Source organism: Leucobacter alluvii, from assembly GCF_039530485.1.
Taxonomy (GTDB): Bacteria; Actinomycetota; Actinomycetes; order Actinomycetales; family Microbacteriaceae; genus Leucobacter; species Leucobacter alluvii.
Window position 1 is genome coordinate 54074 of sequence record NZ_BAAAOP010000007.1, and the last position, 26877, is coordinate 80950.

At 68.4% G+C, this 26877-nt stretch carries 23 protein-coding genes and 1 tRNA gene; 17 read left to right on the top strand and 7 right to left on the bottom strand.

Annotated elements, in window-relative coordinates:
* The first annotated feature begins 94 nt into the window (after positions 1-94).
* The 4 genes from ABFX18_RS09770 to ABFX18_RS09785 are packed head-to-tail and all read left to right on the top strand — an operon-like array spanning position 95 to position 2379.
* Positions 95-424 (top strand): DUF7882 family protein, encoded by a 330-nt coding sequence (locus tag ABFX18_RS09770; protein ID WP_090152662.1) that lies wholly within the window; start codon positions 95-97, stop codon positions 422-424.
* Positions 425-434: 10 nt separating this feature from the next.
* Positions 435-773 carry a hypothetical protein gene (locus tag ABFX18_RS09775; RefSeq protein ID WP_346058191.1) on the top strand — a complete coding sequence of 113 codons (339 nt, stop codon included), beginning with the start codon at positions 435-437 and terminating at the stop codon, positions 771-773.
* 47 nt (positions 774-820) lie between these two features.
* Positions 821-1621, top strand: a complete 801-nt coding sequence (locus ABFX18_RS09780; RefSeq protein WP_346058192.1) for a nitroreductase family protein — start codon at positions 821-823, stop codon at positions 1619-1621.
* A complete protein-coding gene (locus ABFX18_RS09785; RefSeq protein WP_346058193.1) occupies positions 1621-2379 on the top strand; it encodes an alpha/beta hydrolase in 759 nt (252 codons plus the stop codon). The genes ABFX18_RS09780 and ABFX18_RS09785 overlap by 1 nt, the downstream gene beginning before the upstream one ends.
* Here ABFX18_RS09785 and nhaA read toward each other — a convergent pair.
* Positions 2376-3761, bottom strand: a complete 1386-nt coding sequence (gene nhaA, locus ABFX18_RS09790; RefSeq protein ID WP_346058194.1) for a Na+/H+ antiporter NhaA — start codon at positions 3759-3761, stop codon at positions 2376-2378. The genes ABFX18_RS09785 and nhaA overlap by 4 nt on opposite strands.
* A 109-nt stretch (positions 3762-3870) precedes the next feature.
* On the opposite strand from nhaA, the gene ABFX18_RS09795 reads away from it, so the two are divergent.
* The gene (locus ABFX18_RS09795; protein WP_346058195.1) at positions 3871-4665 is read left to right on the top strand and encodes an SDR family NAD(P)-dependent oxidoreductase; all 795 of its coding nucleotides are present in this window, start codon (positions 3871-3873) and stop codon (positions 4663-4665) included.
* Positions 4666-4749: 84 nt separating this feature from the next.
* Here the strand turns inward: ABFX18_RS09795 and ABFX18_RS09800 are convergent, their stop codons facing one another.
* The 3 genes from ABFX18_RS09800 to ABFX18_RS09810 form a co-directional block, all read right to left on the bottom strand.
* Positions 4750-4965: a hypothetical protein gene (locus tag ABFX18_RS09800; protein WP_346058196.1), complete on the bottom strand. Its 216-nt coding sequence runs from the start codon at positions 4963-4965 to the stop codon at positions 4750-4752.
* A gap of 121 nt (positions 4966-5086) precedes the next feature.
* A complete protein-coding gene (locus ABFX18_RS09805) occupies positions 5087-5701 on the bottom strand; it encodes a response regulator transcription factor (RefSeq protein WP_346058197.1) in 615 nt (204 codons plus the stop codon).
* A complete protein-coding gene (locus ABFX18_RS09810) occupies positions 5698-6891 on the bottom strand; it encodes a sensor histidine kinase (protein WP_346058198.1) in 1194 nt (397 codons plus the stop codon). The genes ABFX18_RS09805 and ABFX18_RS09810 overlap by 4 nt, the downstream gene beginning before the upstream one ends.
* Positions 6892-7106: 215 nt before the next feature.
* Here ABFX18_RS09810 and ABFX18_RS09815 point away from each other — a divergent pair, with 215 nt between their 5' ends.
* Positions 7107-7580 (top strand): small multi-drug export protein, encoded by a 474-nt coding sequence (locus ABFX18_RS09815; protein ID WP_346058199.1) that lies wholly within the window; start codon positions 7107-7109, stop codon positions 7578-7580.
* 3 nt (positions 7581-7583) lie between these two features.
* On the opposite strand, the gene ABFX18_RS09820 is transcribed toward ABFX18_RS09815, so the two are convergent.
* Positions 7584-8147, bottom strand: a complete 564-nt coding sequence (locus ABFX18_RS09820) for a TetR/AcrR family transcriptional regulator (RefSeq protein WP_346058200.1) — start codon at positions 8145-8147, stop codon at positions 7584-7586.
* 56 nt (positions 8148-8203) lie between these two features.
* On the opposite strand from ABFX18_RS09820, the gene ABFX18_RS09825 reads away from it, so the two are divergent.
* Complete coding sequence (locus ABFX18_RS09825) at positions 8204-9391, top strand: MFS transporter (protein ID WP_346058201.1); 1188 nt, start codon at positions 8204-8206, stop codon at positions 9389-9391.
* 151 nt (positions 9392-9542) lie between these two features.
* Here ABFX18_RS09825 and ABFX18_RS09830 read toward each other — a convergent pair.
* A tRNA-Arg gene (locus ABFX18_RS09830) sits at positions 9543-9619 on the bottom strand.
* A gap of 113 nt (positions 9620-9732) precedes the next feature.
* Between ABFX18_RS09830 and ABFX18_RS09835 the strand changes: the two genes are divergently transcribed.
* From ABFX18_RS09835 to ABFX18_RS09850, 4 genes are all read left to right on the top strand, one after another.
* A complete protein-coding gene (locus ABFX18_RS09835; RefSeq protein ID WP_176698412.1) occupies positions 9733-10260 on the top strand; it encodes an adenine phosphoribosyltransferase in 528 nt (175 codons plus the stop codon).
* Between the two features lie 36 nt (positions 10261-10296).
* A complete protein-coding gene (locus ABFX18_RS09840; protein WP_346058202.1) occupies positions 10297-13404 on the top strand; it encodes a hypothetical protein in 3108 nt (1035 codons plus the stop codon).
* A 5-nt stretch (positions 13405-13409) separates the two neighbouring features.
* A complete protein-coding gene (locus tag ABFX18_RS09845) occupies positions 13410-15143 on the top strand; it encodes an AMP-binding protein (protein WP_346058203.1) in 1734 nt (577 codons plus the stop codon).
* 112 nt (positions 15144-15255) lie between these two features.
* Positions 15256-16455 (top strand): cobalamin-independent methionine synthase II family protein, encoded by a 1200-nt coding sequence (locus ABFX18_RS09850; protein WP_346058204.1) that lies wholly within the window; start codon positions 15256-15258, stop codon positions 16453-16455.
* A gap of 68 nt (positions 16456-16523) precedes the next feature.
* Here ABFX18_RS09850 and ABFX18_RS09855 read toward each other — a convergent pair whose 3' ends face one another.
* A complete protein-coding gene (locus tag ABFX18_RS09855) occupies positions 16524-17543 on the bottom strand; it encodes an o-succinylbenzoate synthase (RefSeq protein ID WP_346058205.1) in 1020 nt (339 codons plus the stop codon).
* 243 nt (positions 17544-17786) lie between these two features.
* Between ABFX18_RS09855 and ABFX18_RS09860 the strand changes: the two genes are divergently transcribed.
* The 6 genes from ABFX18_RS09860 to ABFX18_RS09885 all read left to right on the top strand — a co-directional run bounded on the left by ABFX18_RS09860 (position 17787) and on the right by ABFX18_RS09885 (position 26841).
* Positions 17787-19211 (top strand): purine-cytosine permease family protein, encoded by a 1425-nt coding sequence (locus ABFX18_RS09860; RefSeq protein WP_346058206.1) that lies wholly within the window; start codon positions 17787-17789, stop codon positions 19209-19211.
* 4 nt (positions 19212-19215) lie between these two features.
* Positions 19216-20130, top strand: a complete 915-nt coding sequence (locus ABFX18_RS09865; RefSeq protein ID WP_090152593.1) for a 1,4-dihydroxy-2-naphthoyl-CoA synthase — start codon at positions 19216-19218, stop codon at positions 20128-20130.
* Positions 20131-20524: 394 nt separating this feature from the next.
* On the top strand, positions 20525-21859 hold the full coding sequence (locus ABFX18_RS09870; RefSeq protein WP_346058207.1) for an AMP-binding protein: 1335 nt from the start codon (positions 20525-20527) through the stop codon (positions 21857-21859).
* Positions 21856-22812: a 1,4-dihydroxy-2-naphthoate polyprenyltransferase gene (locus tag ABFX18_RS09875; protein ID WP_200332126.1), complete on the top strand. Its 957-nt coding sequence runs from the start codon at positions 21856-21858 to the stop codon at positions 22810-22812. Before ABFX18_RS09870 ends, ABFX18_RS09875 begins: the two co-directional genes overlap by 4 nt.
* 295 nt (positions 22813-23107) lie before the next feature.
* Positions 23108-25015 carry an ABC transporter ATP-binding protein gene (locus tag ABFX18_RS09880; RefSeq protein ID WP_346058208.1) on the top strand — a complete coding sequence of 636 codons (1908 nt, stop codon included), beginning with the start codon at positions 23108-23110 and terminating at the stop codon, positions 25013-25015.
* Complete coding sequence (locus ABFX18_RS09885; RefSeq protein ID WP_346058209.1) at positions 25012-26841, top strand: ABC transporter ATP-binding protein; 1830 nt, start codon at positions 25012-25014, stop codon at positions 26839-26841. Before ABFX18_RS09880 ends, ABFX18_RS09885 begins: the two co-directional genes overlap by 4 nt.
* Positions 26842-26877: the final 36 nt, after the last annotated feature.

Consider the following 26877-nt stretch of genomic DNA (forward strand, 5'->3'; position numbering starts at 1 on the left):
CGGGTATACGCGGGAGTCGAGCGGAGGCCGCAGCACTGCGGGCAAAACGAAATCGAGCCTGCCCGAATCCGTCCGGATGTGCCATGCTGCTTGCATGGGTTTTCTGATTCATGGCGGCAATGATTACGAGTTCGAGGATCGTCTCCTCACGCATTTGAAGACGGTCATCGGGCAGAAACTGGTGAAGCAGGAGAGCTTCTTCCTCAGTTGGTCGCGCACTCCGGACCAGGGCAGCGGACGCGTATCGGTGTGGCTCTCGCCGTACGTCACGGTCGCCTTCCGCTTCTCCGGCAGCAAGCGCCCCGAACTCAACATGACCTGGTTGAAGGCGCTGAACGCGCTCTCCAACACCCCGCGTGGGCTGATCGTCATCAGTGAGGAAGAGGCGGAGGCCTACGCGAAGAAGAATCCCGACCTGATGTGACCGCACGCTGATGGTTGCGGAGGTGCCGTGGACGCTGCTCGCATGTCTCGCGTATTCCGGCAACGTCTGCATTGGCACGGCGAGCCTGCGCGGCCGCCGTGTGCCGCGCTCATGGCACGGTCGCGTCTTCCTCGTCGCGCTCGCGCTCACCGCGATCGCCGCGGCGACGTCGTTCCCAGAGCACGGTGCTCGAGGCGCCGCTCTCATCGTCGCGCTGGTGCCACTCCTGACGCTGCCCTTCGTGGGGAGACCGGTGCGCCGCCATCCCAGTACGCACATCCTCATCGGATTGGTGGCCGCACCGTGCTTCGCGATTGCGCTGTTGCTCTGGGCGGTCGCCGTCTTCTGACACTGCACCGCGTGTAGGGTCCAGGAAGGAGTGAGAGGAAGGCGAGCATGGAGTTTCGCGATGTGCTGTTCAATCGGAGAACGACGAACGGACCGTTCCTCCCGGATCCGGTCTCAGAGGAGCATCAGCGTCTGCTGATCGCGGCCGCCGCCTCCGCGCCGTCGCAGTTCAACAGTCAGCCCTGGCGCTTCGTGGTGATCGAGGATCGCGACACCATCGAGACGATCGCGCGGGTGAGCGGAGAGTCGATGACCGCGGTCATGGGCGAGGGATCGTTCTTCACCCGCTACAAGCGGCACTTCCGATTCAGCGCGGAGGAGATGGCTGAGCATCGCTCCGGCATGTACTTCGACAAGCTGCCCGCACCTCTGCGCCCGTTCACGCGCGCGGTGTTCACGGCCTCGGGGCTCGCGATGATGCGGATGCTCAGGGTGCCGCAGACGCTCGGCGAGGAGAATCGCAAGCTGGTCGCGGGATCCCCGCTGATCTTCGGCGTGATGCTCGATCGGGCGGAGCGCGGGGCTCACCCGCTTGCAGACTTCTACTGCCAGTTCAGCATGGGGGCCGCCGTCGAGAACATCTGGCTGACGACCGTCGAGCTCGGCATGGGCATCCAGTTCATCTCGTTCCCGATGGAGGCGCCGGAGCAGTGGGAGCGGTTGACGAAACTGCTCGACGTTCCCGATCACCTCGAACTGATGGCGCTGTATCGGCTCGGCTACGTGCCGCAGGACCAGCGACGGCCGAAGATCGACTGGTCGAGTCGTGAGCGCCGCCCGCCATCGCAGTTCGTGTACCGGGAGACGTGCCGCACGCCCCAGCAGGGGTGGGACGAGGCCACCCTCTGATGCCCGGGCGAACGGGTCGAGCGCGCCGCATCGTCGGTATCGGCGGAGCGGCGATCGGTGCGCTGCTCGTGCTCGCCGTCGTCGCCTTCGTGGTCTGGGCCAACCTCACGTATCCAGCGGAGCGAGGCCCGCTCGAATCGGTGGCGCAGGACGAGCGCGTCACGGTGACCGAGCGAGACGGGGCGATCGTGATGAGCCCGTCGCAGGGTGCCGAGACGAGCGGCCTCGTCTTCTTCGCCGGGGCGAAAGTCGAACCCGAGGCGTACCAGGCGACCTTCCGTGAGACGGTGGCTGCAGGCCAGACGGTGGTCATCGTGAAATCGTTCTTGAACCTGCCCCTGTTCGAGACGCGCCCGTTGAGCGATTTCACGAGTCTCGCCCCGGAGATCGAGACGTGGGCGGTCGGCGGCCACAGCATGGGCGGCGTCAAGGCCTGCATGTTCGCGGAATCCGAGCCGGAGGACGTCACAGCTCTCGTGCTGTTCGCGTCGTACTGCGCAGACGATGCCCTCGCCGGTCGCGATGACATCGACGTGCTGTCGCTCTCGGCGACGAATGACGGGCTCGCGACGCCGGAGAAGATCGAGGCGTCGGTCGCGGACCTTCCGGATGGCACCCGCTTCGAGGCGATCGCAGGGGCCGTGCACGCGCAGTTCGGCGCGTACGGCGAGCAGCCCGGAGATGGAACGCCGACGATCTCCGACGACCAGGCGCGCACCGAGATCACCGAGGCGCTCGCCGGTTTCCTCGGAGGTTAACGGTCTGACGCGGTGTCAGCCCGGCCATCCGTCTCGGGTGCCCGATCCTCGCGGTTCCGCTGGTACACGTCGGGGATCCCGTCGCCGTCCTCGTCGACCGCATCGCGCAGCGCCATGCGCCGGTACCTGCGATTGCGAGAACCGAGGAGCAGCGAGGCGAGCACGGCCGCGACCACCGAAGCGCTGAGAATGGCGACCTTCGCGATGTCGTGCTCCTCCGTGCCCGGCGCGAAGGTGAGCTCCGCGATGAGCAGCGACACCGTGAACCCGATTCCGGCGAGGAGCCCGACGCCGACCATGTCGATCCACCGGAGATCCGGGTCGAGCCGGGCGCGCAGCACCTTCGTCGTCAACCAGGTCGATGCGAGAATGCCGATCGGCTTGCCGATCACGAGCGCCGCCATGATGGCGAAGGTGAGCGGATGCGTGAACGCCTCACGGAGTCCGTCGACGCCGCCGAGCGAGACCCCGGCGGCGAAGAACGCGAACACGGGAACGGCGAACCCGGCGGAGATCGGTCGGAAGCGGTGCTCGAACTCCTCGGCGAGTCCCGGGGCGGAGGAGCGGTCGTCGCGCGCTCCCTTCCGGTGCAGCACGGGGATCGCGAAGCCGAGCAGCACGCCGGCGATGGTCGCGTGGATGCCGGAGGCGTGCATCAGCGCCCAGGCGACCGCGCCGACGGGCAGGAGGATGCACCACGCGGCGGACGCATGGCGACTGAAGAACACCCGGAATCGCTGCGCGAGCACGCCGTAGACCAGGATCACCGCGACGGCGAGAACGAGGGGAACGACCTCGATGTGGTCGGTGTAGAAGACTGCGATGATGCTGATCGCGAGCAGATCGTCGACGACCGCGAGCGTGAGGAGGAAGATGCGGAGCGCCGGCGGCAGGTGCGAGCCGATGATCGCGAGCACCGCCACCGCGAACGCGATGTCGGTGGCGGTGGGAATCGCCCAGCCGTGATGCAGTTCGGGTCGCTGTGCAGCGACCGCGGTGTAGATCAGGGCGGGAACGAGCACGCCGCCGGCGGCGGCCACGATCGGTACGACTGCGGAGCGGAAGCTCCGCAGATCTCCGGCGACGAACTCTCGTTTGAGCTCGAGCCCGACGAGGAAGAAGAAGATGGCGAGCAATCCGTCTGCGGCCCAGGTGCCGAGGCTCAGCTTCAGATGCCAAGGCTCGTAGCCGAACTCGAAATCGCGCAGTGCGACGTACGCGTCCGACCACGGCGAGTTGGCCCAGATGATCGCGACGATCGCAGCGACGACGAGCAGCATGCCGCCCACCGTCTCCTTGCGCAGCAGTGTCGTGATACGCCCGGCTTCGCGGTAGCTCCCGTACTCGGGGAACGTCGATCCGGTCTGTGGTGACTGCGCCATAGTGCTTTCTCTGAAGTGGTCGACGGATGCGCACGGCATGCGGTTCCTCTCGCCCCAGCGAGGAGAACGGGTTGTACGCTTACCCATGGTAGAGGGCCGAGGAGGTGCCATGACAGCCGTACGTTCATCGGAGGCTCGTGTTGCGCTCATCACGGGCGCGGGGAGCGACCGCGGAATCGGGTTCGCAGCGGCTCGGGCGCTCGCGGAGGCGGGTCACCGGCTCGGGATCGCAGCAACGTCCGACCGCATCGAGGAGCGTGCGGCGGAGCTCCGCGCTCTCGGGCACGAGGTGGTGACCGTGATCGCCGACCTCACCGATGCGGCGGAGGCGGATCGTGCGGTCGCCGAGGTGCTCGAGGCCTTCGGTCGACTCGATGTGCTCGTGAACAACGCGGGCATGACCTCGGTCAGTGATCCGGAGCAGCCGGCGGGCATTCGAGACATCTCGAACGCGCAGTGGGACGCGGCGCTCCGCCGCAATCTCGACACCATGCTGTTCGTCACGCGCGCGGCGACCCCGCCCCTGGTGCGCAGCGGCGCCGGCCGGATCATCAACGTCGCCTCGCTCTCCGGGCCGGTGACGGCCTACGCGGGCGACATCGCGTATCACGCGGCGAAAGCCGGCGCCGTCGGTCTGACACGGGCCGCCGCGATCGACCTCGCCGAGCAGGGGGTGACGGTGAACGCTGTGGCGCCCGGGTGGATCGACACCGGGTCATCCACGCCCCACGAGCTGCGCATGGGAGACGCGACCCCGGTCGGACGATCGGGGCGGCCCGAGGAGGTCGCGAGTGCCATCGCCTGGCTCGCCCGCGCGGATGCCTCGTACGTGACCGGCCAGGTCATCGTCGTCGACGGCGGCAACTCGATCATGGAGGATCGCGGCGGCGCGCCTCTGGAGTAGGACGACCTGCCCGCGGCGCCCGTGAGCGCTTCGCCGGGACGACGGAGGGCCGGCGGAATCCGCCGGCCCTCTGCGTTCATCGGATCAGTAGTGCGCGGGCGGGTCGCTTCCGGGGAAGGAATCCTCGCCCCATTCGTCTGCCACGGCGTCCGCGTGCTCGTGCGACACCTCGGTCGAACCGGGGTGCTCCGCGATATCCTCGCGTGACTCCGCATTCTCCGCGTTCTCCGTGATGTCCTGCGACTCCTCGGATCCCGGTACCTGCTCATTCACCTGTTCGTCATCGGCGCGATCGGTCATGAGTGCTCCTTCCTGTTCGCACATTGCGGCGAACGAGTCCGCCGCGCAGTGCTTCCATCGTCGAAGAATGCGTGGCGACGTGCAAGCCCCTGGCACTGCGGCCTCGAACTGTGCGTAGGAGTCAGATCCACCCCTGTTGCCAGGCGTGTTCAGCCGCCTCTTGGCGGTTTCCCATTCCGAGTTTCGTCATCGCCGCGGAGAGGTAGTTGCGCACCGTGCCGGGTGAGAGGAACAGCGCTTCGGCGATGTCGCGCACGTTCGAGTGGGCGCGGGTGGCGCGCAGCACGTCGAGTTCGCGATCCGTGAGCGGGCAGTGCTCGGCCGAGAGCGCGGCGGCCGCGATCTCCGGATCGATGTAGCGCTTGCCTGCAGCCACGTCGCGAATGACCTGTGCAAGTTCACCGGCGGGCGTCGACTTCGGCACGAATCCGACGATCTTCGCGGCGAGTGCGCGCCGGAGCACGCCCGGCCTCGCGTGTCGCGTGACGATGATGATGCGCGTACTGGGAGCACCTGCCGCGATGAGCGTTGCAGCCTCGATGCCATCGGTGCCGGGCATCTCGAGGTCGAGCAGGCACACGTCGGGTCGCAGCTCGATCGCGAGCGCAGCGGCTGTTGCGCCGTCGTCGGCGCCCGTGACGACCTCGATATCCGGTTCGAGTTCGAGAAGCGCTTCGAGTGCGCTTCTGATGAGCTGCTCGTCGTCGGCGATGAGCAGCCGGATCGGTTCCGTCATCGCGCTCCTCCGCCCGGGACCCATACCGTGAGTTCGAAACGCCCCGCTTCGTCGTGCGACGCGGTCAGCGTGCCGCCGACGGCTGTGATGCGGTCTCGCAGCCCAGCGAGCCCGGAGCCAGCATTCGCATCATGCGTGGTTTCCACGCCGTCGTTGGTGATCGCGAGCACGAATCCGTCTCGCTGAGGCGCGAGTGCGATGGTCGCGCGGGCGGCGACGCTGTGCCGGAGGATGTTGGTCGTGGCCTCGCGCACCGCGAAGGCCAGCGCGCGCTGAGCGGCTGGGTCCTCCGGGCTCCTCGCGATGTCCAGCGTGCATTCCGCTCCCGAGAGGGTCAGCACGTCGCGAGCGTTCTCGAGTTCGTCCGGGAGGTCGACGTCCCGGAGTCCGGCGACGAGCGCTCGCGTCTCCTCCATGGCGTGCTTGGCGGTGAGGCGGATCTCGGTGAGCTGCTCGGCGGTGCGAGCTGCGTCGCGGCCGAGCGTGCGTTCGGCGAGTTCGGCCTGCAACGCGATGACTTGCAGATGGTGACCTTGAATGTCGTGGAGGTCTGCGGCGAAGCGCAGTCGTTCTCGGGTGACGGCGAGCGTCGCCGCGAGAGACCGGGCCTCGTCCAGCCGCCGGATGATCCGCCACATCCACAGGCTGGTGAACAGCATGAAGGGGAGCAGAGCGCCGTAGAGGAGCACGAATCCGCTCGAGATATCCAATGAGTGCTGCAGGCTCGCCGATCCCCGGCTGATGTGAACGAGGAGCGGGATCGCGGCCAGAGCCAGCGCCAGGCCGGTGGCCCCCCATCGGCGCCCGCCCGAGAGCACGGCCGCGAACAGGACGCCGGAGAACCAGAGCTGCGCCGCGGCGTAGACCGCCAACTCGGGAGAGGCGAAGGCGAGGGCCCACGAGATCGCGGGGGGTGCGAAGAGTGCGACGGTCCACCCGCGGTGCGGTCGCGTGTCGGGCGCATCATCGCGGAGAAACCAGCAGTAGCGGATCCGAGCGGCCGCGGCGAGGACGCTCGTGATCAGGAGCGCGAGCACGAGAGGATCGCGCGTCGCCGCGAAGTCGGCGAGGTAGTCGAACGCGATGATCGCGTCGATGACGACGAACAAGAACACGATGGAGCCGAGCGTGTAGTTCCACGTCGCGGTCACACCGGCGCCAGGAGCCCGGTGCATGTCAGCTGAAATCATAGCGTTGACCAGACTACGAGCATCTCGGGCGATCGGGCCCGGCGTGCGCCGTCGCGTGACACATGTCATGCCGAAGTGGTGCGGATGTGCATGCCGACAGATGACACGGAGGCACTACGGCACCGACAACGAGTGGGAAACGATGGACGTACCTCATCAGCAGCGCCCTCACGACCGAAGGCGGGGCTGATCCTCTCCCGACGTGAAAGGTCCCCATGATCACCACTCTCCAGGAATTCGCCGCCTCGCTCCCGGAGCCGCTGCAGTGGCTCGGCATACTGGTCATCGCGGCGATTCCGTTCGTCGAGTCCTACTTCGGTTCCGCGATCGGGGTCATCGTCGGTATTCATCCGGTGATCGCGGTTGCAGCAGCGGTCGTCGGAAACGCGATCTCGATGCTCGTCTTCGTGCTCACCGCGCACGGGGTCCGTGCCAGCGCGACGAAAGGCAAGGACGCGAAGCCGCTGACGCCGCGACGCGAGAAGCTCAAGCAGCGGTTCGAGCGCTACGGGGTGCCCGGGGTCAGCCTGCTCGGCCAGGTGTTCCTGCCGAGTCAGATCACGTCGGCGGCGATGGTCTCGTTCGGGGCTCCGAAGAACCAGGTCATCTTCTGGCAGATCATCTCGATCATCATCTGGGGCGTCGTGTTCGGCGTGCTCGCGGCGCTCGGCGTGGCCGTGCTCGCATAGCTCTCAGGCGCGCTGAGCGATCAGCGATGCGGCGATCGCGCGAGCAGTGCCCGTTGTGTGATCGGGCGCGCGCAAGCGCATGGCGAGATCGCCGCTGACGATGAGGAGCAGTTGCTCCGCCAGTGCGGGCGCGTCCTGCGCCGACACCGGTTCGGCGAGTCGCGTCAAGCGATATCGCATGGCGTCGGTGTCTGCGCGGATCGCCGCAGCCACTTCGGGAGGAGCCGACGCGTATTCGGCCGATGCTCCGAGAAACGCGCACCAGCGCGAGCCGCGGGGCTGCTCGCGAAACGCTTCGAGCGCGTCGAAGATCGCGAGCAGACGCTGCTCATCGGTCGAAGCTCTCGCGATCGCCTCATCCCAGAATTCGATCCAGGCGTTCTGGCGTCGCTCGAGCACGGCGGCGAGGAGTGCGTCTTTGCTGGCGTATCCGCGATACAGCGTCGCGGGGGATACTCCGGCGCGCGCCGTGATGGCGTCGATCGGGGTCGAGATGATCCCCTGCGAGAAGAACAGATCTTCGGCGGCGTCGAGAATTCGCGCTTCCGTACTCGACCTGAGCCCCATGGGAATACTCTAGGCTAGCGATAAGTGAAACGCACGTTATCATTTTGGGGGTGCGCATGTCGGCGCAGCAGCGAACTCGTTCACGGCGAGCCACGCCGCAGGTGGGGGCACTCGTCGTCGCGGGCACCGCGGTGATCGCCGCGACCTACGGCCTCGTCAGACTCGCGTTCGGCCTCCACCTCCCCGAGATGAGCCGTGAGTTCGGCCTCGGCATCGCGACCCTCGGGTTGATCTCGGCTGGGGCATCCGTGGCCTACGGGCTCGCCGCCTGCGCCGGGTTCCTCGTCGGGGACCGCTTTCCGCGCGCGCTGGTGCTCGCGGCCGGTCTCACCGCGGGCGGCGGATCGATCGGCATCGCGTTGACGCACGACGTCGGAATCTTCAGCGCGTGCGCGATCGTGAGTTCGGCCGGTGCAGGGTGCGCGTCTCCCGGGCTCGTGCGCATCATTCATCGGGCCGCGTCCCCCGGCGACCGGGCGACGATGCAATCGGTCGTCAACGCGGGGACCGGCCCCGGCCTCATCGCAGCGGGCTGCATCGCGTGGTCGCTCGCGCCCGACTGGCGGCTCGCCTGGGTGATCGCCGGCGGAGTGACGGCGCTCGCGACGATCGCGGTGCTCTGGTTCGGTCGGGAGCAAGCGTCGGAAGCCGTGGAAGCGCGGTCCGCGCTCCGGTTGCCGCCCGCGGCCTGGTGGGCGTCTCATCGCGCAGCACTCCTGGCCGCTGCCGCCTTCGGCTTCGGAGCTGCAGCGGTCTGGAACTACGGGCGAACTGCGCTCATCGATGCCGGCGCCTCTGCAGGTGTCTCATTGCTCGCATGGGTGCTGCTCGGTGTCGGCGGGACGGCAGTGATCCTCACGGCGCCGCTCGTGCGGAGGCTGCGGCCGCGCAGCCTCTGGGCAGTCGCCACGATCCCGGCCGCAGTCTCCACAGCCGCTCTCGGAATGTCCTCCGGCTCTCCTCCGCTTGCGGGAGCGGTGTGCGCCGTGTTCGGTTGGGGATACGTGACCGCGACCGGCGCCCTGATCGAGTGGACTACGCAGATCGATGGTTCGCGCGCTGCTACGGGCACCGCCGTGCTCTTCGTCGTGTTCATGATCGGCCAGGCGGCGGGGGCGGCCGTCGTCGGTGCCCTCGTCGCGCAGCTGGGGTACTCGGGAGCGTTCGGCGTCGCGGCCGCAGCGGCTTGCGCGGCAGGCGTGCTCGGCTATGAACGGCAGGCGCGGCGAGTTCGAATCAGGTAACGGCTCGAGCGATCGCAGCGACGGCTCCTGCGGCCGGTACGGTGATCGTCAGGAACGTCACGAGGCGGTACGCGGGATCCAGCTGAAATCGGTGCTCCGCCTCGAAACGACAGAACCCCCGCCGCTTTCGCGACGGGGGTTCTGCGTGAACTGGTGCGCCCCAAGGGATTCGAACCCCTGACCTTCTGATCCGTAGTCAGATGCTCTATCCAGCTGAGCTAGGGGCGCCCGTTGGTTTCCCAACTCGAAAGAGACTACACGAGACGATCGAAAAACGAAAATCACGCCCCCTTCGCACAATGGCGCCGCGCGTGTCGCGAGCGAGCGGTACCCTGGAACCCGTGTCACTGAGCCCAGAACTCGCCCGCGCGGAAGCACTGATCCGCGAGATCGCCAACTATCCGTCGCCCGGCATCCTCTTCCGCGACATCACGCCGCTGCTCGGCGATGCTGGCGCGCTGCGCGCGACGGTCGACGCCCTCATCGAACCGTTCAACGGTTCGTTCGACGTCGTAGCGGGCCTCGAAGCGCGCGGGTTTCTGCTCGCGAGTGCCGCGGCGTACGCCAGCGGCACCGGCCTCATGCCGATTCGAAAGGCGGGCAAGCTCCCCCGTCCTGCGGCGAGCGTCGGCTACAAGCTGGAGTACGGCACCGCAGAGGTCGAAGCGCACGACGATTTCGCGCCGGGCACCCGCGTGCTGTTGATCGACGACGTTCTCGCCACCGGCGGGACGCTCGCGGCCGCCCACGAACTCGTCGAGCGGCTCGGCTACGTCGCCGCAGGCACGTCGGTGCTCTTCGAGATCGATGGCCTCGGCGGGCGCGAGACCGTCGCCGATGCCTCGCTGCACACGGTCTTCCGGAGCTGACGCCGCGATGTCCGCGGTTCGCCTGATGCTTGCAGTATGAGTCGGTCATCGAAGCGCAGCGGGCAGCGGCTGCCCGCCCCCGACTTCTTCGATCTCGCGGGAAGCGACCCCGAGCTGCTCACGTCCGGGAGGATCCCTGATCCGCTCCCCGAGCACACGCCCGTGTTCCGGTGGCTCGCGAACGTGCTGCAGCTCGTCGAGTCGCGCCTGCGCGCTCGCGGCGACACCGCGCTGCGGAACGCGATCCGGTTCTTCTGGGTTCTCGTAGCCCTCGTCGGAGTCTTCCTGCTGGTCGGCCCCATCATCAATGAGCCGCTCGACTTCGATGACGTCATCGCATCAGCCGAGATCGACGACGTCGACTGGGTCGCGCGAGACGCCGAGGTGGACTACATCATCGACCGCGACGCAGCAGGAGGCTTCGTCGCGCAGGTGAGCGAGCGCTTCGACGCCGAATTCCGCAACGGCCCCGAATCGAGCGTGGCGCGCACCGTTCTGACCGAGTACCACGGACACGACGTGCGCTTCTCATTGACGAGTGCGACGATCGACGGCGCCGAAGCCGAGATCGACGTGCAACACGAGCCGACCACCACGGAGGTGCGGCTCACCCGCAGCGACGGCGAAGCGCTTTCCGGTACACGGGAGATCGCGCTCACATACGAGCTGCACGACCTCGTCACGACGGATGTCGACGAGGCGACCGCGGAACGCGTCGATCGTTTCGACTGGCCGCTCTTCGCCCCGACGTGGCCGCAGGCGACGAAAGGCATCGACGTATCCGTGACGCTGGCCCGCGAGATCGACGAGGCTCTGGTGCGGGCCCCGCGGGCCTACATCGGCTGGTTGCTCATCAGCGGCACCGAGTGGTTGACCCCCGAGGGGGAGGACGCCGCCGGGGTGCGGTACGCCTTCTCGAACGCTGACGCGCTGCCGCCGAACGCGGATCTCTCGGTCAGCGCCCAGTTCGCACCCGGCACGTTCACGCAACCGCAGACGACGACGCTCTTCTGGGTGCAGACGTACGGGCCGCTGCTCCCGATGGCCGTGCTCGTCGTGCTCACGCTCTTCGCGTTCGCCGCTCGGCGCGTGGTGTGGGCCGACAGCGCCGGCGACCCCTGGTATCTCCCGAGAAACGAGCCGCCGGAGCGGCTCTCGCCCATGCTCGCCGCGGAGCTCATGGGGCAGAGACGGCAGGTCGAGCTCCTCACCGCGCTCGAGCACCCTCCCCGGCCGCGGTCGTCTCGACGAGCGGAATGGCTCCGGCGTCTCGCCCGGGCGGGCCGTCGGGCGGGCAGCCTCGGAAACACTCCGACGGTGCTGCGGCGCACGCGGTCGTGGGGATCGAGCCGAGCCGCCGTTCGGGCCGGGCTTCGATGGGTGCCCGACAGCTACGTGCGCGATTTCTTCACCGTCGCCCCCATCGCCATCATGCTGCTGCAGTGGGGGGTGCTGCGACAGCTCTCGCACCAGGTGATCCTCGCGGTCGTCTGGTGGCCGGCCGCGTTCGTGCTCGTCTCGACCGTGCTGGCGATCATGTCGAACATCGCAGTCTCCCGCCCCCGCCCCCTCACGCGAGCCGGCGCACTCGCGATGCAGCAGCTGAAAGGCATCGACGTGTGGGCGCGGGCTACCCGGCTGCTCGACCGCGGACCGCTCGACGACCCGCTGCTGCCCTACGCCCTGCTGTTCGAGCGCCCCCGCCGCGCCGGTCGAAAGATCGCGGAGCACGCGGCAGCAGAGACCGGCGATCGCGCAATCTCACGCGGATGGCGCACCGAGCATTTCGTGGGTGCGCCCGCGCTTCTCGCACTGTTCGCATCGATCGTGGTGCTCGCGGGCTCGATCGTCACCGTATCCACGCAGCCGGCGCCGTACCGCACCGATATCGACTTCGTCACCTGGTCGAACGACCTCCCCGGCACGCTGTACACCGAGGTCTCCGGGTTCGACATCGAAGCAGAGTTGCGACGCGGCGACGACGGCGGAGCGCGCCTCGACGTCGTCGAGCGGCTTGACGTGGTCTTCGACGACTCGGCTTCGAAAGTGCCGCAGTTCGCGAAGGAATGGCCGACGGAACGCCTCGGGCAGTCGCTCGGCTTCGAACTCGAATCGGTCACGATCGACGGGGAGGCCGCGCCCTACACCGAACTGCCGCAATCGGAGACGAGCAGCCTCGCGATGCTCACCCGTTTTCCCGACGTGCGTTCTGGGGAGCACGAGATCGAGATCGCCTACTCGCTCGACCACGCTGCGGTCGACGCCGACGCCGACGCCGGGGACGACGCTGTCCAGGAGGTGCGCTGGGCGGCGTGGTTGTCGTTCTGGGAAGACGAGTACTCCGCGGAGCCGGGCGACTACTCCGGGGCGAAGCTCCCCGTTCGGCCGCTCCGAATCCAGCTCGCAGTGCACCCCGATCTCGTCGGGAACCTCACCGACGCCGGTTGGATCACCACCGATTCGGATGAAGACCGCTCGCCGCTCGAAGACGGCAACGCTGCCAAGCCCTGGGTGACGCAGCAGAGCCACTACTCCGACGAGGCCGACTTCGAGGATCGCACGCACTCAGAGCTGCGCATCGGATCCGAGCGGGTGCGCGACGACGGGGCCCTCGTCGTCGAGATCGACGCGGACACCGTCGAGTCGCGCGTCGCCGAGGACCTCGCCGCGGGCACACCAGCTGGCGAATGGACGGTCGACGCGGACCTCAACCGCACACTCGACCAGTACGCACTCGACCTCGACGACGATCTCGGGGCGCTCCTGCGGTTTCACCCGGATACGTTCGGCGGCGTCGACGACGGGGCCCTCGAACGCTCCGAGCGCGACCTCAACCTGCCGTTCGTCGCGGTCTTCGGGATCCTGGGCATCGTCGTCGTGGCCTCGGCCGGCGTGATCGTCTTCGCGACGCGCGTGCGGCGCCCTGCAAGCGCCAGTCTGCGGACGACCGCCTGGCTCACTCTTCCCATCCTGGCGCTCGCGCAGTGCATCACGTTCTGCTGGGTCGTGCTGCCGATGGCGGGCAGCGACGTCAGGGGCGGCGGAGCCATCGCGCTCGGCGCGGTGATGCTCACCGCGGTCATCGCCCAGGGCGCGATGGTGGCGCGGCGAACGGGATCCGGCACTCGGAAGAAGGGACAATAGGGAGCATGACCGAAATCGACGCCACGGCCTCATTCCTCGCCGCACGGGATCAGCTGCTCGCGCTCGCAGGAGAGCCGCAGCGCCAACGCACCGAATTCGAGTGGCCCGACGTCGGACCGGATTTCAACTGGGCGCACGACATCTTCGACGTGATCGCCGAGGGCAACGACACCACCGCCCTGTGGATCGCCGAAGCCGACGGAAGCGAGCTGAAGCGGACGTTCGCGCAGCTGAAGCAGCGCTCCGATCAAGTCGCGAACTGGCTGCGCCGCATCGGCGCCAAGCCCGGCGACGTCGCGATGCTCATGCTCGGCAACCGGGTCGAGCTGTGGGAGATCATGCTCGCCGCAATGAAGCTCGGCGTCGTGCTCCTGCCCACCTCGGTCGTGCTCGGGCCGCACGAGCTCGTGGATCGCGTCGAGCGCGGCACGGTGCGATGGGTGTTCGCTGCCGCCGAGGACGCGATGAAATTCGGCGAGGTCCCCGGCGACTACCGTGGCATCGGGGTGGGATTCGATGCGGCACCCGCCGATCACCGTGCGCGGCTCTACGACTGGGCGCGGTACGAGGAGTCGTCCGCGGCATCACTCGCTCCGATCGCGAAGACGACGACGAGCGATGACCCGGCGCTCTTGTACTTCACCTCCGGCACGACGAGCCTGCCGAAGATCGTGGTGCACTCCCACACGAGCTATCCCCTCGGGCATCTCACGACGCTGTCCTGGCTCGGGGTGCGCCCCGGCGACACCCACCTGGTCATCAGCGCCCCGGGCTGGGCGAAGCATGCATGGTCGAGCTTCTTCGGCCCCTGGCACGTCGGCGCGACCATCTTCGTCGCGAATTACGCCCGCTTCGACGCGGAATTCCTCGTCTCCGAGCTCGACCGCGCGGGGGTCAACACCTTCTGCGCTCCGCCGACCGTGTGGCGCATGCTCATCCAGAGCAAACTGTCGAGGAAGCCGCGCGCGCTGCGCGAGATCGTCTCGGCAGGCGAGCCGCTGAACCCCGAGGTCATCGCGCGCATCCGCGAGTGGTGGGGGCTCGAGATCCGTGACGGGTACGGTCAGACCGAGACAACGGCGCTCATCGGCAACCTTCCCGGAGATCCGATCGTGCCCGGCGCGATGGGGCGGCCGCTCCCCGGAGTCTCGGCAGTGCTCATCGATCCGGCGACCGGCGAGGAGGCGCAAGAGGGCGAGATCTGTCTGAGCCTGGACCCCGAGCGCCCCGTCAACCTGATGCCGGGATACTACGGCGATCCGGAAGCGACGGCGCGCGCGACCCGAGGCGGCCTCTTCCACACCGGCGATGTGGCCGAACGCGACGAGCACGGCGTGCTCACCTTCGTCGGCCGCACCGACGACATCTTCAAGTCCAGCGATTTCAAGGTGTCGCCCTTCGAAGTGGAGAGCGCACTCATCGAGCACGCCTTCGTCGCCGAAGCCGCCGTGGTCGGAGCGCCGGACGGCACGCGACTGAACGTGACCAAGGCGTACGTCTCGCTCGCAGCCGGTGTCACCGCCGACGAGGCAGCCGCACGCGAGATCCTCTCCCACGCACGCGGCGCACTGCCGCCCTACATGCGGGTACGGCGCGTCGAGTTCTTCGAGCTGCCGAAGACCACCTCTGGCAAGATCCGTCGCATCGAGCTGCGCCAGCGCGAGGAGGCTGCCCATGCGGCGGGCGAACGCATTGCGAGCGAATGGCGCGAGGAGGACTTCCCGGGGCTCAAGGGCTGAGCGGTGCGCAGGATCGGCGACCCCGACCGGACGACCACCCGGCCGGCTGATCCGCCGTCATGCGGCGTCACGCGATTGCCGTATGAGGGGTCCTGCCGGATAGTTTCGAGGTATGACGCAGATCGAAACCACCACCGCAGGCAGCCTGCCCCGCACGCAGGCGCTCATCGAGGCGAACGCCGCACGCACCTTTGCCGATGACGGCCTGACGCTGCAGTCGACGCCGGAGTTCGACGCGCTCGTGACCGAGGCTGTGCGCGACGTCGTCGCGCGCCAGCGAGACCTCGGCATCACGCAGCCCGGCGACGGTGAGTTCGGCAAGGCGATGTCGAACGCCGTCGACTACGGCGCATGGTGGACGTACTCGTTCCAGCGCACCTCGGGCCTCACGATCACCGAGCGCAACATCTTCACCCAGGAACCGGTGCGTTCGACGCCCGGAAACATCCAGCTGACGTCGTTCCCGGATCGCCGCGACTGGGTGCGCTTCTCAGAGGCCTACCAGGCCGAGATCAACGTGGGCACGAACGCGACGCCGTTCCCCACCACGACCGACGCGATCACCTACACCGGGCAGGAGCTCGTCGCGACCGACACCCGCAACCTGCGAGCGGCGCTGCAGCCGGGCGAGCAGGGGTTCATCACGGCGATCGCACCGGGATCGGCCGCGCGCATTCAGAACGACTTCTACGCCTCTGAGCAGGAGCACATCGACGCCTGGATCGCGGCGCTGAGCGAGGAGTACCGGGCGATCACCGACGCCGGGCTGATCGTGCAGCTCGACGACCCCTCACTCGCCGAGAACTGGGATCAGATCAATCCGGAGCCCTCGGTCGAGGACTACCTCGCGTTCACGCAGATCCGCATCGACGCGATCAATGAGGCCGTCAAGGGGCTGCCGAAGGAGCAGGTGCGCCTGCATCTGTGCTGGGGATCGTGGCACGGCCCGCACACCACCGACATCGAGCTGAAGCACATCCTCAAGACCGTGCTCGGAGCGAACGTCGGTCAGATCTCCTTCGAGGCGGCGAACGCGCGCCACGAGCACGAGTGGGCCGCGTGGGAGGAGAACAAGAGCATCATTCCAGACGACCTGATCCTCGTCCCGGGCGTCGTCGGCCACTCGACGAACCTCGTCGAGCACCCCGATCTCGTCGCGCAGCGCATCCAGCGCTTCGCCAACGTCGTGGGAGCGGATCGCGTCATCGCCGCGACTGACTGCGGCCTCGGCGGCCGCGTGCACCCGCAGATCGCCTGGGCCAAGCTCGAGGCGCTGGGCGAGGGCGCGCGCCGCGCGGCGAAGCTCGTCTGAGGCGGGAGCTACGCCCGCCCCGCTTTGCGTGAGCTGAGCAGGGGCGGCGCGGGGCGATGGTCGTCGAATCAGGATCGCAGCAGCGTGTACGTGCGAGACGCGCGCTGCCGCCACCACTCCTCGCGATCCGGAGCCGCTCGGTAGCGCTCGAGCAACGCGGGGTCGAGGTCGGGCCGCCGCACCTCGATCGCACCGTCGAGCGGCACCAGGGGCGACGCCGTCACATCGCCGTCGAGCAGCGCGACGGTGCCCAGACCGCACGCGCCCGCGAGCATCCCCTCGGGGAGGGCGGCAGCCAGATGCAGTCCCATCGCGATGCCGGCCGACGTGTCGAGAGCGCTCGACACCACGACGGGCAACCCGGCCTCGATCACGAGCGACCGCGCGCGGCGCACACCGCCGAGAGGCTGGGCCTTGACGATCAGCAGATCGGCGGCTCCGGCTCGGGCGACCGCGAGCGGATCCTCGGCCTTCCGCACACTCTCGTCGGCAGCGATGCGCACTGAAACGCCCGACGCGCGCAGCCTCGAACGCACCTCGACGAGCTCGTCGACGCTCGCGCTCGGCTGCTCAGCGTAATCGAGGTCGAAGTCTGCGAGTGCCGCAAGGGCGTCGACAGCGTCGTCCGCACTCCAACCGCCGTTCGCATCCACGCGTACGAGCCCCGCCGGCCCGAGCGCTTCGCGCACCGCTCGTACCCGGGCGACGTCATCGGCGAGCGACTGCCCGCGTTCGGCGACCTTCACCTTCGCGGTCGTGCAGCCGGGGAAGCGGGCAAGCACGGCGGGTACCTCGTGCGCGCCCACCGCCGGCACCGTGGCGTTCACCTCGATCCGTTCACGGAGCGCCTCCGGCTGCGGCGCCCATCCGAAGTCGAGGGCCGCCGCGAGCCACGGAGCGGCCTCTGCGTCGTCGTACTCGAGAAACGGCGAGAACTCGCTCGCGCCCAGCGGAGCATCGAAGATCATCGCCTCGCGCACGGCGATGCCGCGGAACCGCGTACGCGTCGGAATCGAGACGACGTGCGCGGCCGCGAGCACTTCGGCCAGCGGAGGGGCGGCGGGCGCGGCGCTGCGGGTGTCGGTCATGCCTCGATCCTGTCACGCCCTGGCGGTGTCCGTCCTCCGAGCCATCAAGTCAGGTTGACGCGCTCCCGTAGTGAACGTCTGTCTCCACGCAGAGATCTGAGATCCCGGACAGGTGATGACGAAGAGTCACGAACTCGTCGTTGATCGCGCCCTAACCTGCCGGAAGTGCGAAGACGCGCTGCCCAACGATCAACGAAACGAGGACGGACGATGAGGACCGACACTCCCAGTTCGGAGAGCTTGATGACTCGCGAGATCCGCACGATCGAGCGCGTACCCGAAGCGGAACGGCACGGCCGGGTGAGCAACCAGTTTTCGCTCTGGTTCGGCGTGAACCTGCAGATCACCGCCGTAGTCGACGGGGCAATCGCCATCACATTCGGCGCGGAAGCGATGGCAGCCATCATCGGTCTGTTCATCGGAAACGTGATCGGCGGAATCACCATGGCGTTGCACTCGGCGCAGGGCCCGCGCCTGGGGCTTCCCCAGATGATCTCCAGCCGAGTGCAGTTCGGCGTCAAAGGCGCGGCCCTGCCGCTGGTGCTCACGATCCTCATGTACCTCGGCTTCCAGATGACGAGCGTTGTGCTCTGCGGCCAAGCGCTCAACCTGATCTTCGGCTGGAACGCTCCGGTGTGGGGCATGGTGCTGTTCGGGCTCATGACGACCTGCGTCGCCGTCGTCGGCTACCGACTCATCCACATGATCGGTCGCATCGCCTCGGTCATCGGGCTCATCGGATTCGGCTACATCGCCATCCGCCTCTTCGCCGGGTATGACGTGCAATCGGCTTTCGGACAGGTCGACTTCACCTGGGCGTCGTTCATTCTCGCGATCGCGCTCGCCGCCGGTTGGCAGATGACGTTCGCGCCCTACGTCGCCGACTACTCGCGCTACCTGCCCCAGCGAACGTCCGTACGCGCCACGTTCTGGAGTACGTTCCTCGGGTCCGTGATCGGTGCCCAGATCGCGATGACCCTCGGGGTGCTCATCGTCGGCGCCCTCGGAACCGACGCGTTCCTATCCAGCCAGGTGGGCAGCCTCGGCGAGATCGCCGGGGGCGGCCTCGTGGCGATCTTCATCTATGCCGTCATCGTCGTGAACAAGCTCTCGGTCAACTCTTTGAACGCCTACGGCGGATTCATGTGCATTCTCACCATCATCACCGGATGGACGAACCATCGGAGCGTCTCCCAAGCGGTTCGCACGAGTATCATCGTCGGATTCACCGTCTTCGCCACCGTTGTAGCGCTGATCGCGAATGAAGTGGGTTTCCTCACTGTGTTCAAGAACTTCGTGCTTGCGCTGCTCACCGTCTTCATCCCGTGGAGCGTGATCAACCTCGTCGACTACTACCTCATTTCGAAGGAACGCGTCGACATCCCGGCGCTCTATGACCCGAGCGGCCCGTATCGGGCGTTCAACTGGGTCGCGATCGCGAGTTACGGCATCGGCGTTCTGGCACAGCTGCCCTTCATGAGCCAGGCCGTGTACGTCGGCCCGGTCGCCCGAGCCCTCGGGGGCGCCGACCTGTCCTGGCTCATCGCGATCGCGGTGACGTTCGCCGTGTACTTCCCGTGGGCGAGGCGCACGCAGTACGTGCCTGACCGGCTCATCACGGGGAGCGCGGACGACTCACCTGCTCGAGGGGCCCGCGCCCTAGGCTAGGGGCATGACGCAGCAGGTATCCGAGCTCTTCGACCCCGCCGAGTGGGAGATCGCCCCCGGGGCTCAGCACTACTCCGACATCACCTCCCACCTCAGCCTCGACGGCCGCATCGCGCGCGTGGCGTTCGACCGGCCCGAGGTGCGCAACGCCTTCCGCCCGCGCACCGTGGACGAGCTCGCCGACGCGCTGGAGCGTGCGCGAGTGAACCCGAAGGTCGGGGTCGTGCTGCTCACCGGAAACGGGCCGAGCCCCAAAGACGGCGGCTGGGCGTTCTGCTCGGGCGGCGACCAGCGCATTCGTGGCCGCGATGGGTACAAGTACTCGGATGACGAGACCGAGGTGGGGCCGGAGGCCGCGGCGCGCGCCGGGCGGCTGCACATTCTCGAGGTGCAGCGGCTGATCCGGTTCATGCCGAAGGTCGTCATCGCACTCGTCCCGGGCTGGGCGGCCGGCGGCGGCCACTCGCTCAACGTGGTCTGCGACCTCACCATCGCGAGCCGGGAGCACGCCAAGTTCAAGCAGACCGACGCAGACGTCGGCTCGTTCGACGCCGGTTACGGCAGCGCCTACTTCGCGAAGCAGGTCGGCCAGAAGTTCGCACGCGAGATCTTCTTCCTCGCCGAGGAGTACTCCGCCGAGCGCGCTCGAGAGATCGGCGCCGTTAACGAGGTCGTGACGCACGCGGAGCTCGAACGCACCGGCATCGCCTGGGCGCGCACGATCCTCGGTAAATCGCCGACCGCGATCCGGATGCTCAAGTACGCGATGAACGCCGTCGACGACGGCATCGTCGGGCAGCAGCTCTTCGCGGGGGAGACCACCCGCCTCGCCTACGGCACCGATGAGGCGGTCGAGGGCCGCGATTCGTTCCTCGAGAAGCGCGAGCCCGACTGGAGCCCCTTCCCCTACCACTACTGAGCGCGGCGGCACCGCTGCTGCTCCGCGGCGGCACCGCTGCTGCTCCGCGGCGCTCACCCGAGCCGGGTCGCTTTCAGAGCGTGTCGCACCTCGGTGGGCCCAGACACACTCTCAAAGTGACCCGCCTCGAGCTGGCGGCACCGCGACGGGTGCTGCTGCACCGCTGCGCTCACTGTCTCCACCGGAGCGGGGTCACTGTTCGTGCGTGTCAGGCCCGCGACACGCACGAACAGTGACCCCGCTCGCATGTGGGTGGCGTGGGTGGCGTGGGTGGCGCGGGTGGCGTGGGCTGGCACGGGGGCGGCGGCGGCCACACGACCCGCCCGCCTCCCGGTGCGCCGCGCCCGCTCGCCGGCGATGCGCACAGCAGGGCTGCGCGGAGTACCCTGGTCGGGTGACTGCGCCCCACAGACTCCGTGCGATCCCGACCGAAGATCGTGCTTGGCTGACCGCCGGTCTCGCCGATGCGTTGCGAGGCGGGGCGCCGGTCGTGCCGGTCGCTCCCGGTACCGACCCCGACGCGATCGTCGCATTGCAGCAGCAGGATCTGCCCGAGGGTACAGCTGTCGTCGTGCGCACGTCAGGGTCGTCGGGCACTCCGAAGGCGGTCGCGCTCTCCGCCGACGCCCTGCGCGCGAGCGCCGAGGCGACGGCCGAGCGGTTCGGCGGGCACGGGCAGTGGCTGGTGGCGCTGCCGACGCACCTCATCTCGGGCCTGCAGATGCTGGTGCGCAGCGATCTCGCCGGTACGCAGCCCGTCTTCTTCGACGGCCGCTTCGAGCCAGCCGCCTTTCTCGAGCAGGCGGAGACCCTCGACGCCGATCGTCGCTACGTCTCGCTGGTGCCGGTGCAGCTCGCGCGACTGATCGATCACGTCGAGCAGGATCGCTCGGCGGCCGATGTGCTGCGCCGTTTCGATGCGGTGCTCGTCGGAGGGCAGTCCGTGAGCGTGTCGCTCCGCAGCCGTGCGCACGCGCTGGGCATCGCCTTGACGCGCAGCTACGGGATGTCGGAGACGGCGGGCGGGTGCGTGTACGACGGCGTCGAGATCGGCGACACCCGTGTGCGCATTCGCGCCGGCGAGGTGCAGCTCGCCGGCAGCGCCCTCGCGCTGGGTTACGTCGGAGACCAGGAGCTCACGGATCGCGCCTTCATCACCGAGGCGGGGCGTGACGGGGTGCCGGTGCGCTGGTATCGCACGGGCGACTCGGGTGAGCTGCTCGGCGGCATGCTGACGGTCACCGGCCGTCTCGATCGCGTCATCATTTCGGGCGGCGTCAACGTGTCCCTCGACGAGGTCGAGCGCGTGGTGCGCGAGCAGTCAGGGTGGGAGCACGCCGTGGCACTCGGCGCCCCGCATCCCGAGTGGGGGGAGCGGGTGTCGCTCGTCGTCGATGTGGTCCCGGGCGCAGGCACGGGCGCCGCCGTGGAGAGCGCCCCCGACGAACGCGCCGCTTTCGAGCGCGTGCAGGAGGTGCTGCGCGCGTCGCTCGGCCCTGCGGCCGTGCCCGAATGGGTGACGGAGGTGGACGCGATTCCGCGGCTTCCTGGCGGGAAGCCCGACTACGCCGCGATCGGCGAATGGATGGGGCGACTGCGCTCGAGTTTCAGCGAGGTGCGGCGCGGCGATGCCGCCCACGTGCACGACATGCGTGCGCAGGGCGATGCGCACGGCGAAGCGCACGGAGATGCGCAGGGCGATGCGCACGGAGAGAAGGATCAGACGTGAACCAGGCACACGACCGTCGACGATCGGGCAATCCCGCGGCTCGGGCCGCTGCTGAGCGGCAGGCCGCAGCGGGGGCGCCGCCGCGGATCACCTGGCGCAACTGGGTGGGTGGAGCACGGTTGCGCACCCTGCCGCTCGCCGTGGCGCCGGTGGCTGCGGGCAGCGGCATCGCGCACATGGTGCAGGAGTTCTCGCTCACACTGAGTCTGCTCGCGCTCGCCGTCGCCGTGTTCCTGCAGATCGGGGTGAACTACGCGAACGACTATTCCGACGGTATCCGGGGTACGGACGAGTTTCGAGTCGGCCCCGCTCGGCTCACCGGGTCAGGGCTCGTCAACCCGAAGCGGGTGCTGGCCGTCGCGCTGACGTTCTTCGCGCTCGCCGCGGTCGCGGGCCTCGTCGCAGTGGTGCTCAGTGAGCGCTGGTGGTTCCTCGCTCTGGGCGCGGTGGCCATCGTCGCCGCCTGGTTCTACACGGGGGGCAAGCGCCCCTACGGGTACGCGGGGCTGGGGGAGATCGTCGTCTTCGTCTTCTTCGGGATCGTCGCGACGGTCGGCACGGTGTGGCTGCAGACGGACATCGACGTGCAGGAGCCCTGGGTCGCGGGCGCCGGCGTCGGCCTGTTCGCGGTGGCCGTGCTCGTGGTGAACAACATCCGCGATATTCCGACGGATCGCCTGGCGGGCAAGCGCACGCTCGCGGTTCGCATCGGCGACCGCGCGTCTCGCATCCTCTACGTCGTCTGCGTGCTGCTGCCGTTCGCGGTGCCGGCGTTCTACGCGCTCGCGCAGCCGGGCATGATCCTCGTCTGGTTCGTGCTCCTCCTCGCCATTCCGGCTTCGATCATCACACTCACCGCCAAGACGGCGCGGGAGCTCATCCTCGTCCTGCAGCTCACGAGTCTCGCCGCGCTCGCCTACGGTGTGCTGCTCGGAATCGCCTTCGCGTTCTGACGCCGAGTGATCCGGCGCAGGATCGCCGAGCGTTCGACGCGATCCTTGTGCTCGAGCGCGCAGCCTGGCTAGGCTGAGGTTCGGAAACCCTGACCCCGGAGAGGAGCGCACCATGGCAATCATCACCCAGCCGTCGGCGCCGCGACTCCCGGGCACTCCGAAGCCAGGGCAGTAGGTCGACGCGGCTCCGATCGCGGGCCGCCCCTTCTCCGCTTCCACCTCAGCATTTCCTCTCGCGCCGCGCGCGGTCAGCCCTTGGGCGCCCGCGTCCAGGCGCCGGCACACGTCAGGCATCATGAACCACCTCGCTGCGACTCAGCACACACCGAGCGATCCCGCTCGCGTCTCCACGGCGCGCGCGCTCGCGCGTCTGCTCCCGTTCGCCCGTCCCGCACTCCCGAAACTGATCACCGGCGCGTTCCTCGGTCTGGGCGCCGCACTCGCGAGCCTCGTCGTTCCGCTCGTGCTGGAATGGGCGGTGGACGGTCCCATCGCGTCCGGCGACCGCATCCTCATCGCCTGGGCGACCCTGGCCGTGCTGCTGCTCGGCGTCCTCGAAGCGCTGCTCGTGTTCATGCGCCGGCGTCTCGTGCTCGGCCCGTCCGCTGCGATCGAGTACGCGGTGCGTCAGTCCTTCTTCGAACGACTGCAGCGCTTGCCCGTCGCCTTCCACGACCGGTGGCAGTCGGGCCAGTTGCTCAGCCGCATGATGCAGGACATCAGCTCGATCCGCCGGTGGTTGGCGTTCGGGTTGATCCTGCTGCTCGTCAACGTGCTGACGATCGTGATCGGTATGGGGCTGCTCTTCCGCTGGCATTGGGCGCTCGGCGTCGTCTTCGTCGCGTGTTCCATCCCGATCTGGGTCGTCGGCTACCGCTTCGAGCAGCGTTACGGCGTGCTGTCGCGGCGCAGCCAGGATCAGACGGGTGATCTCGCGACCGCTGTGGAGGAGAGCGTGCACGGCATTCGCGTGCTCAAGGCCTTCGGCCGGGGCGGCCATGCGCTCTCGCAGTTCACGCGTCGGGCTGAGACGCTGCGCGAGACGGAGATGCGCAAGGCGCGGGAGGTCGGCGGACTCTGGTTCTGGTACGAGCTCGTGCCGATCCTCGCCATGGGTGCGTGCTTCATCACGGGCGTCTGGCTCGCTGCGCACGACCTGCTCTCGACGGGGGAGCTCGTGGCGTTCTTCGCGATGGCGGCGGCGCTGCGGTGGCCGATGGGCTCGCTCGGCTTCCTGTTCGCCTTCTTGATCGACACGCGCACCGCGACCGACCGGGTGTTCGAGGTGTTCGACGCCGAGCAGACCGTGCGGGAGCCCGAGCGCCCGCAGACGATCGCCCAGGCGCGCGGCGAACTCGTATTCCGCGACGTGCATTTCCGGTATCCCGACGCGGGTGCCGAAGAGGTCGACCTCCTCGACGGGCTCGACCTCGCGCTGCGTCCGGGCGAGACGCTCGCGATCGTCGGTGCGACGGGGAGCGGCAAGACGACCCTCACGACGCTGCCGACGCGGCTGTACGACGTGACGGGCGGGGCGATCACGCTCGACGGGATCGACGTGCGCGATCTGGCGCTCGACGACTTGCGTCGCCGGATCGGCGTGGCGTTCGAAGAGCCGATCCTGTTCTCGGCCACGGTGCGCGAGAACGTGCTGCTCGGTCGCCATGATCTCGCTCTCGGCAGCGCCGAGGCGGATCGGGTGCTGCAGGATGCGCTCGCCGTTGCGCAGGCGGGGTTCGTCGCCGATCTTCCCCGCGGCCTCGACACCGAGGTGGGGGAGGAGGGGCTCAGCCTCTCCGGCGGTCAGCGCCAGCGGCTCGCGCTCGCCCGGGTCGTGGCGGCGGCCCCCGATGTGCTGGTGCTCGATGATCCGCTCTCGGCGCTCGATGTCGACACCGAGGCGCTCGTCGAGGCGGCTCTGCGACGCGTGCTCGCCGACACGACCGCGCTCATCGTCGCGCATCGTCCGTCGACGGTGGCGCTGGCCGATCGCGTCGCGGTCATGCTCGACGGTCGCATCGATGCCGTCGGCACCCATTCCGAACTCCTGCGCACGAGCGCCCAGTACCGCAGCCTGATCGCAGGGATCGAGCGGGACGCCCTCGTCGACACGGCGGAGACCGGTCGGACCGAGACCGATCCGACCGATACCGCAACCGCCGACACCGACACCGACACCGACACCGAGGAGGTTCGCTCATGAGCCTCGCGAGCGTGCAGGGAACGAACGGCGAGGATCGCGATTCGTACACCCGCGAGGAGAGTCGAGCGATCCGCCGCCGCTCGTTGCGTCTGCTCGGTTCGATTCTGCGGCCGCTCCGGCGCCTCATCGCACTGACGGCCATCGTCGTGATCATCTCATCCGCGATGCGTGCGGTGGGTCCGACACTGATCGCCTATGGAATCGACACGGCGCTGCCGGCCGCACTGGACGCCGGGGACTGGGTGCCGGCCGTCGGGGTTGCGCTCGCTTTCCTGGTGACCGGCGCGATCGGTTCGCTGCTCGTCGGCTGGTACGTCGTGCTCATCGCACGCCTGACGCAGGCGGTCATGATCGAGCTGCGCACGCGCATCTTCCGGCATACCCAGCGGTTGAGCCTCGAATTCCACGAGGGGTATACATCGGGTCGCATCATCTCGAGGCAGACGAGCGATCTCGAATCGATTCAGGAGCTGCTCGATGGCAGCCTCAACGAACTCGTCGACGCGGTGCTCATCGGAACGTTCACGATGGTGATGCTCTTCCTGCTGGATTGGAAGAGCGGCCTGGTGCTGCTCTTCATGGGGATCCCGCTCGCGATCCTCATGCGCTGGTTCGTCGTGGAGTCGCAGAAGGGGTTCCGTTCGACGCGCGTCGCGAGCGCGCGCCTGATCGTGCAGTTCGTGGAGACGATGACGGGGATCCGGGCGGTGCAGGCCTTCCGGCGCGAGCGCCGCGGCGATGCCGACTTCGGCGCCGTCTCCGACGAGTACCGTCGCGCGAACCTGCGCGTGCTGCGGCTCTTCGGGGTGCTCGATCCCGGGCTCATCCTGCTCGCGAACGTCACGGTCGCGGTGGTGCTGCTCTGGGGCGCGCTCCGCGTGACGGGCGGCGAGCTCGCGATCGGCGTGCTCATCGCCGCCGTGCTCTACGTGCGCAACTTCTTCGGGCCGCTGGAAGAAGTCGCGATGTTCCTCAACTCCTATCAGTCGGCGACGGCGGCGCTCGAGAAGGTCTCGGGCGTGCTCGAGGAGGAACCGACGGTGCAGGATCCCGCCGCGCCCGTGCGCCTCGAGCGCCCGCGCGGCGAGCTCGGCTTCGATCACGTCGATTTCGCCTACGGGGGCGACCGCGGTGGAGCACGCACGGTGCTCGCGGACTGCGACCTCGAGATCCCGGCCGGCCAGACGGTCGCGCTCGTCGGAACGACGGGCGCCGGAAAGTCGACGCTCGCGAAGCTCGTCGCGCGATTCTACGATCCGACTGGCGGGGCGGTGCGACTCGACGGCGTCGACCTGCGCGAACTCGATACCGCCGATCTGCGTCGCGCCATCGTGATGGTGACTCAGGAGGCGTATCTCTTCAGCGGAACGGTCGCCGAGAACATCGCGCTCGGCAAACCGGACGCGTCGGCGGCCGAGATTCGGGCGGCGGCACGCGCCGTGGGTGCGGAAGGATTCATCGAATCCCTCCCCGACGGGTACGAGACGGACGTGAACAAGCGCGGCGGGCGCGTGTCGGCCGGGCAGCGCCAGCTGATCTCGTTCGCACGCGCGTTCCTCGCCGATCCGACGGTGCTCATCCTCGATGAGGCGACCGCATCGCTCGACTTGCCGAGCGAGCGACTGGTGCAGCACGCGCTGCAGCGTCTGCTCGCCGATCGCACGGCGATCATCATCGCCCACCGGCTGTCAACCGTGGCAATCGCCGACCGGGTGCTCGTCATGGAGAGCGGCCGCATCGTCGAGGACGGGTCGCCCGCGGAACTGGTGGAGCTCGGCGGACGGTATGCGCAGCTCTACGCGGGGTGGGAGGCGACCCAGGTGTAGCGCTGCTCCGAGTGCGCCGCCGCGCCGGTACTCGGT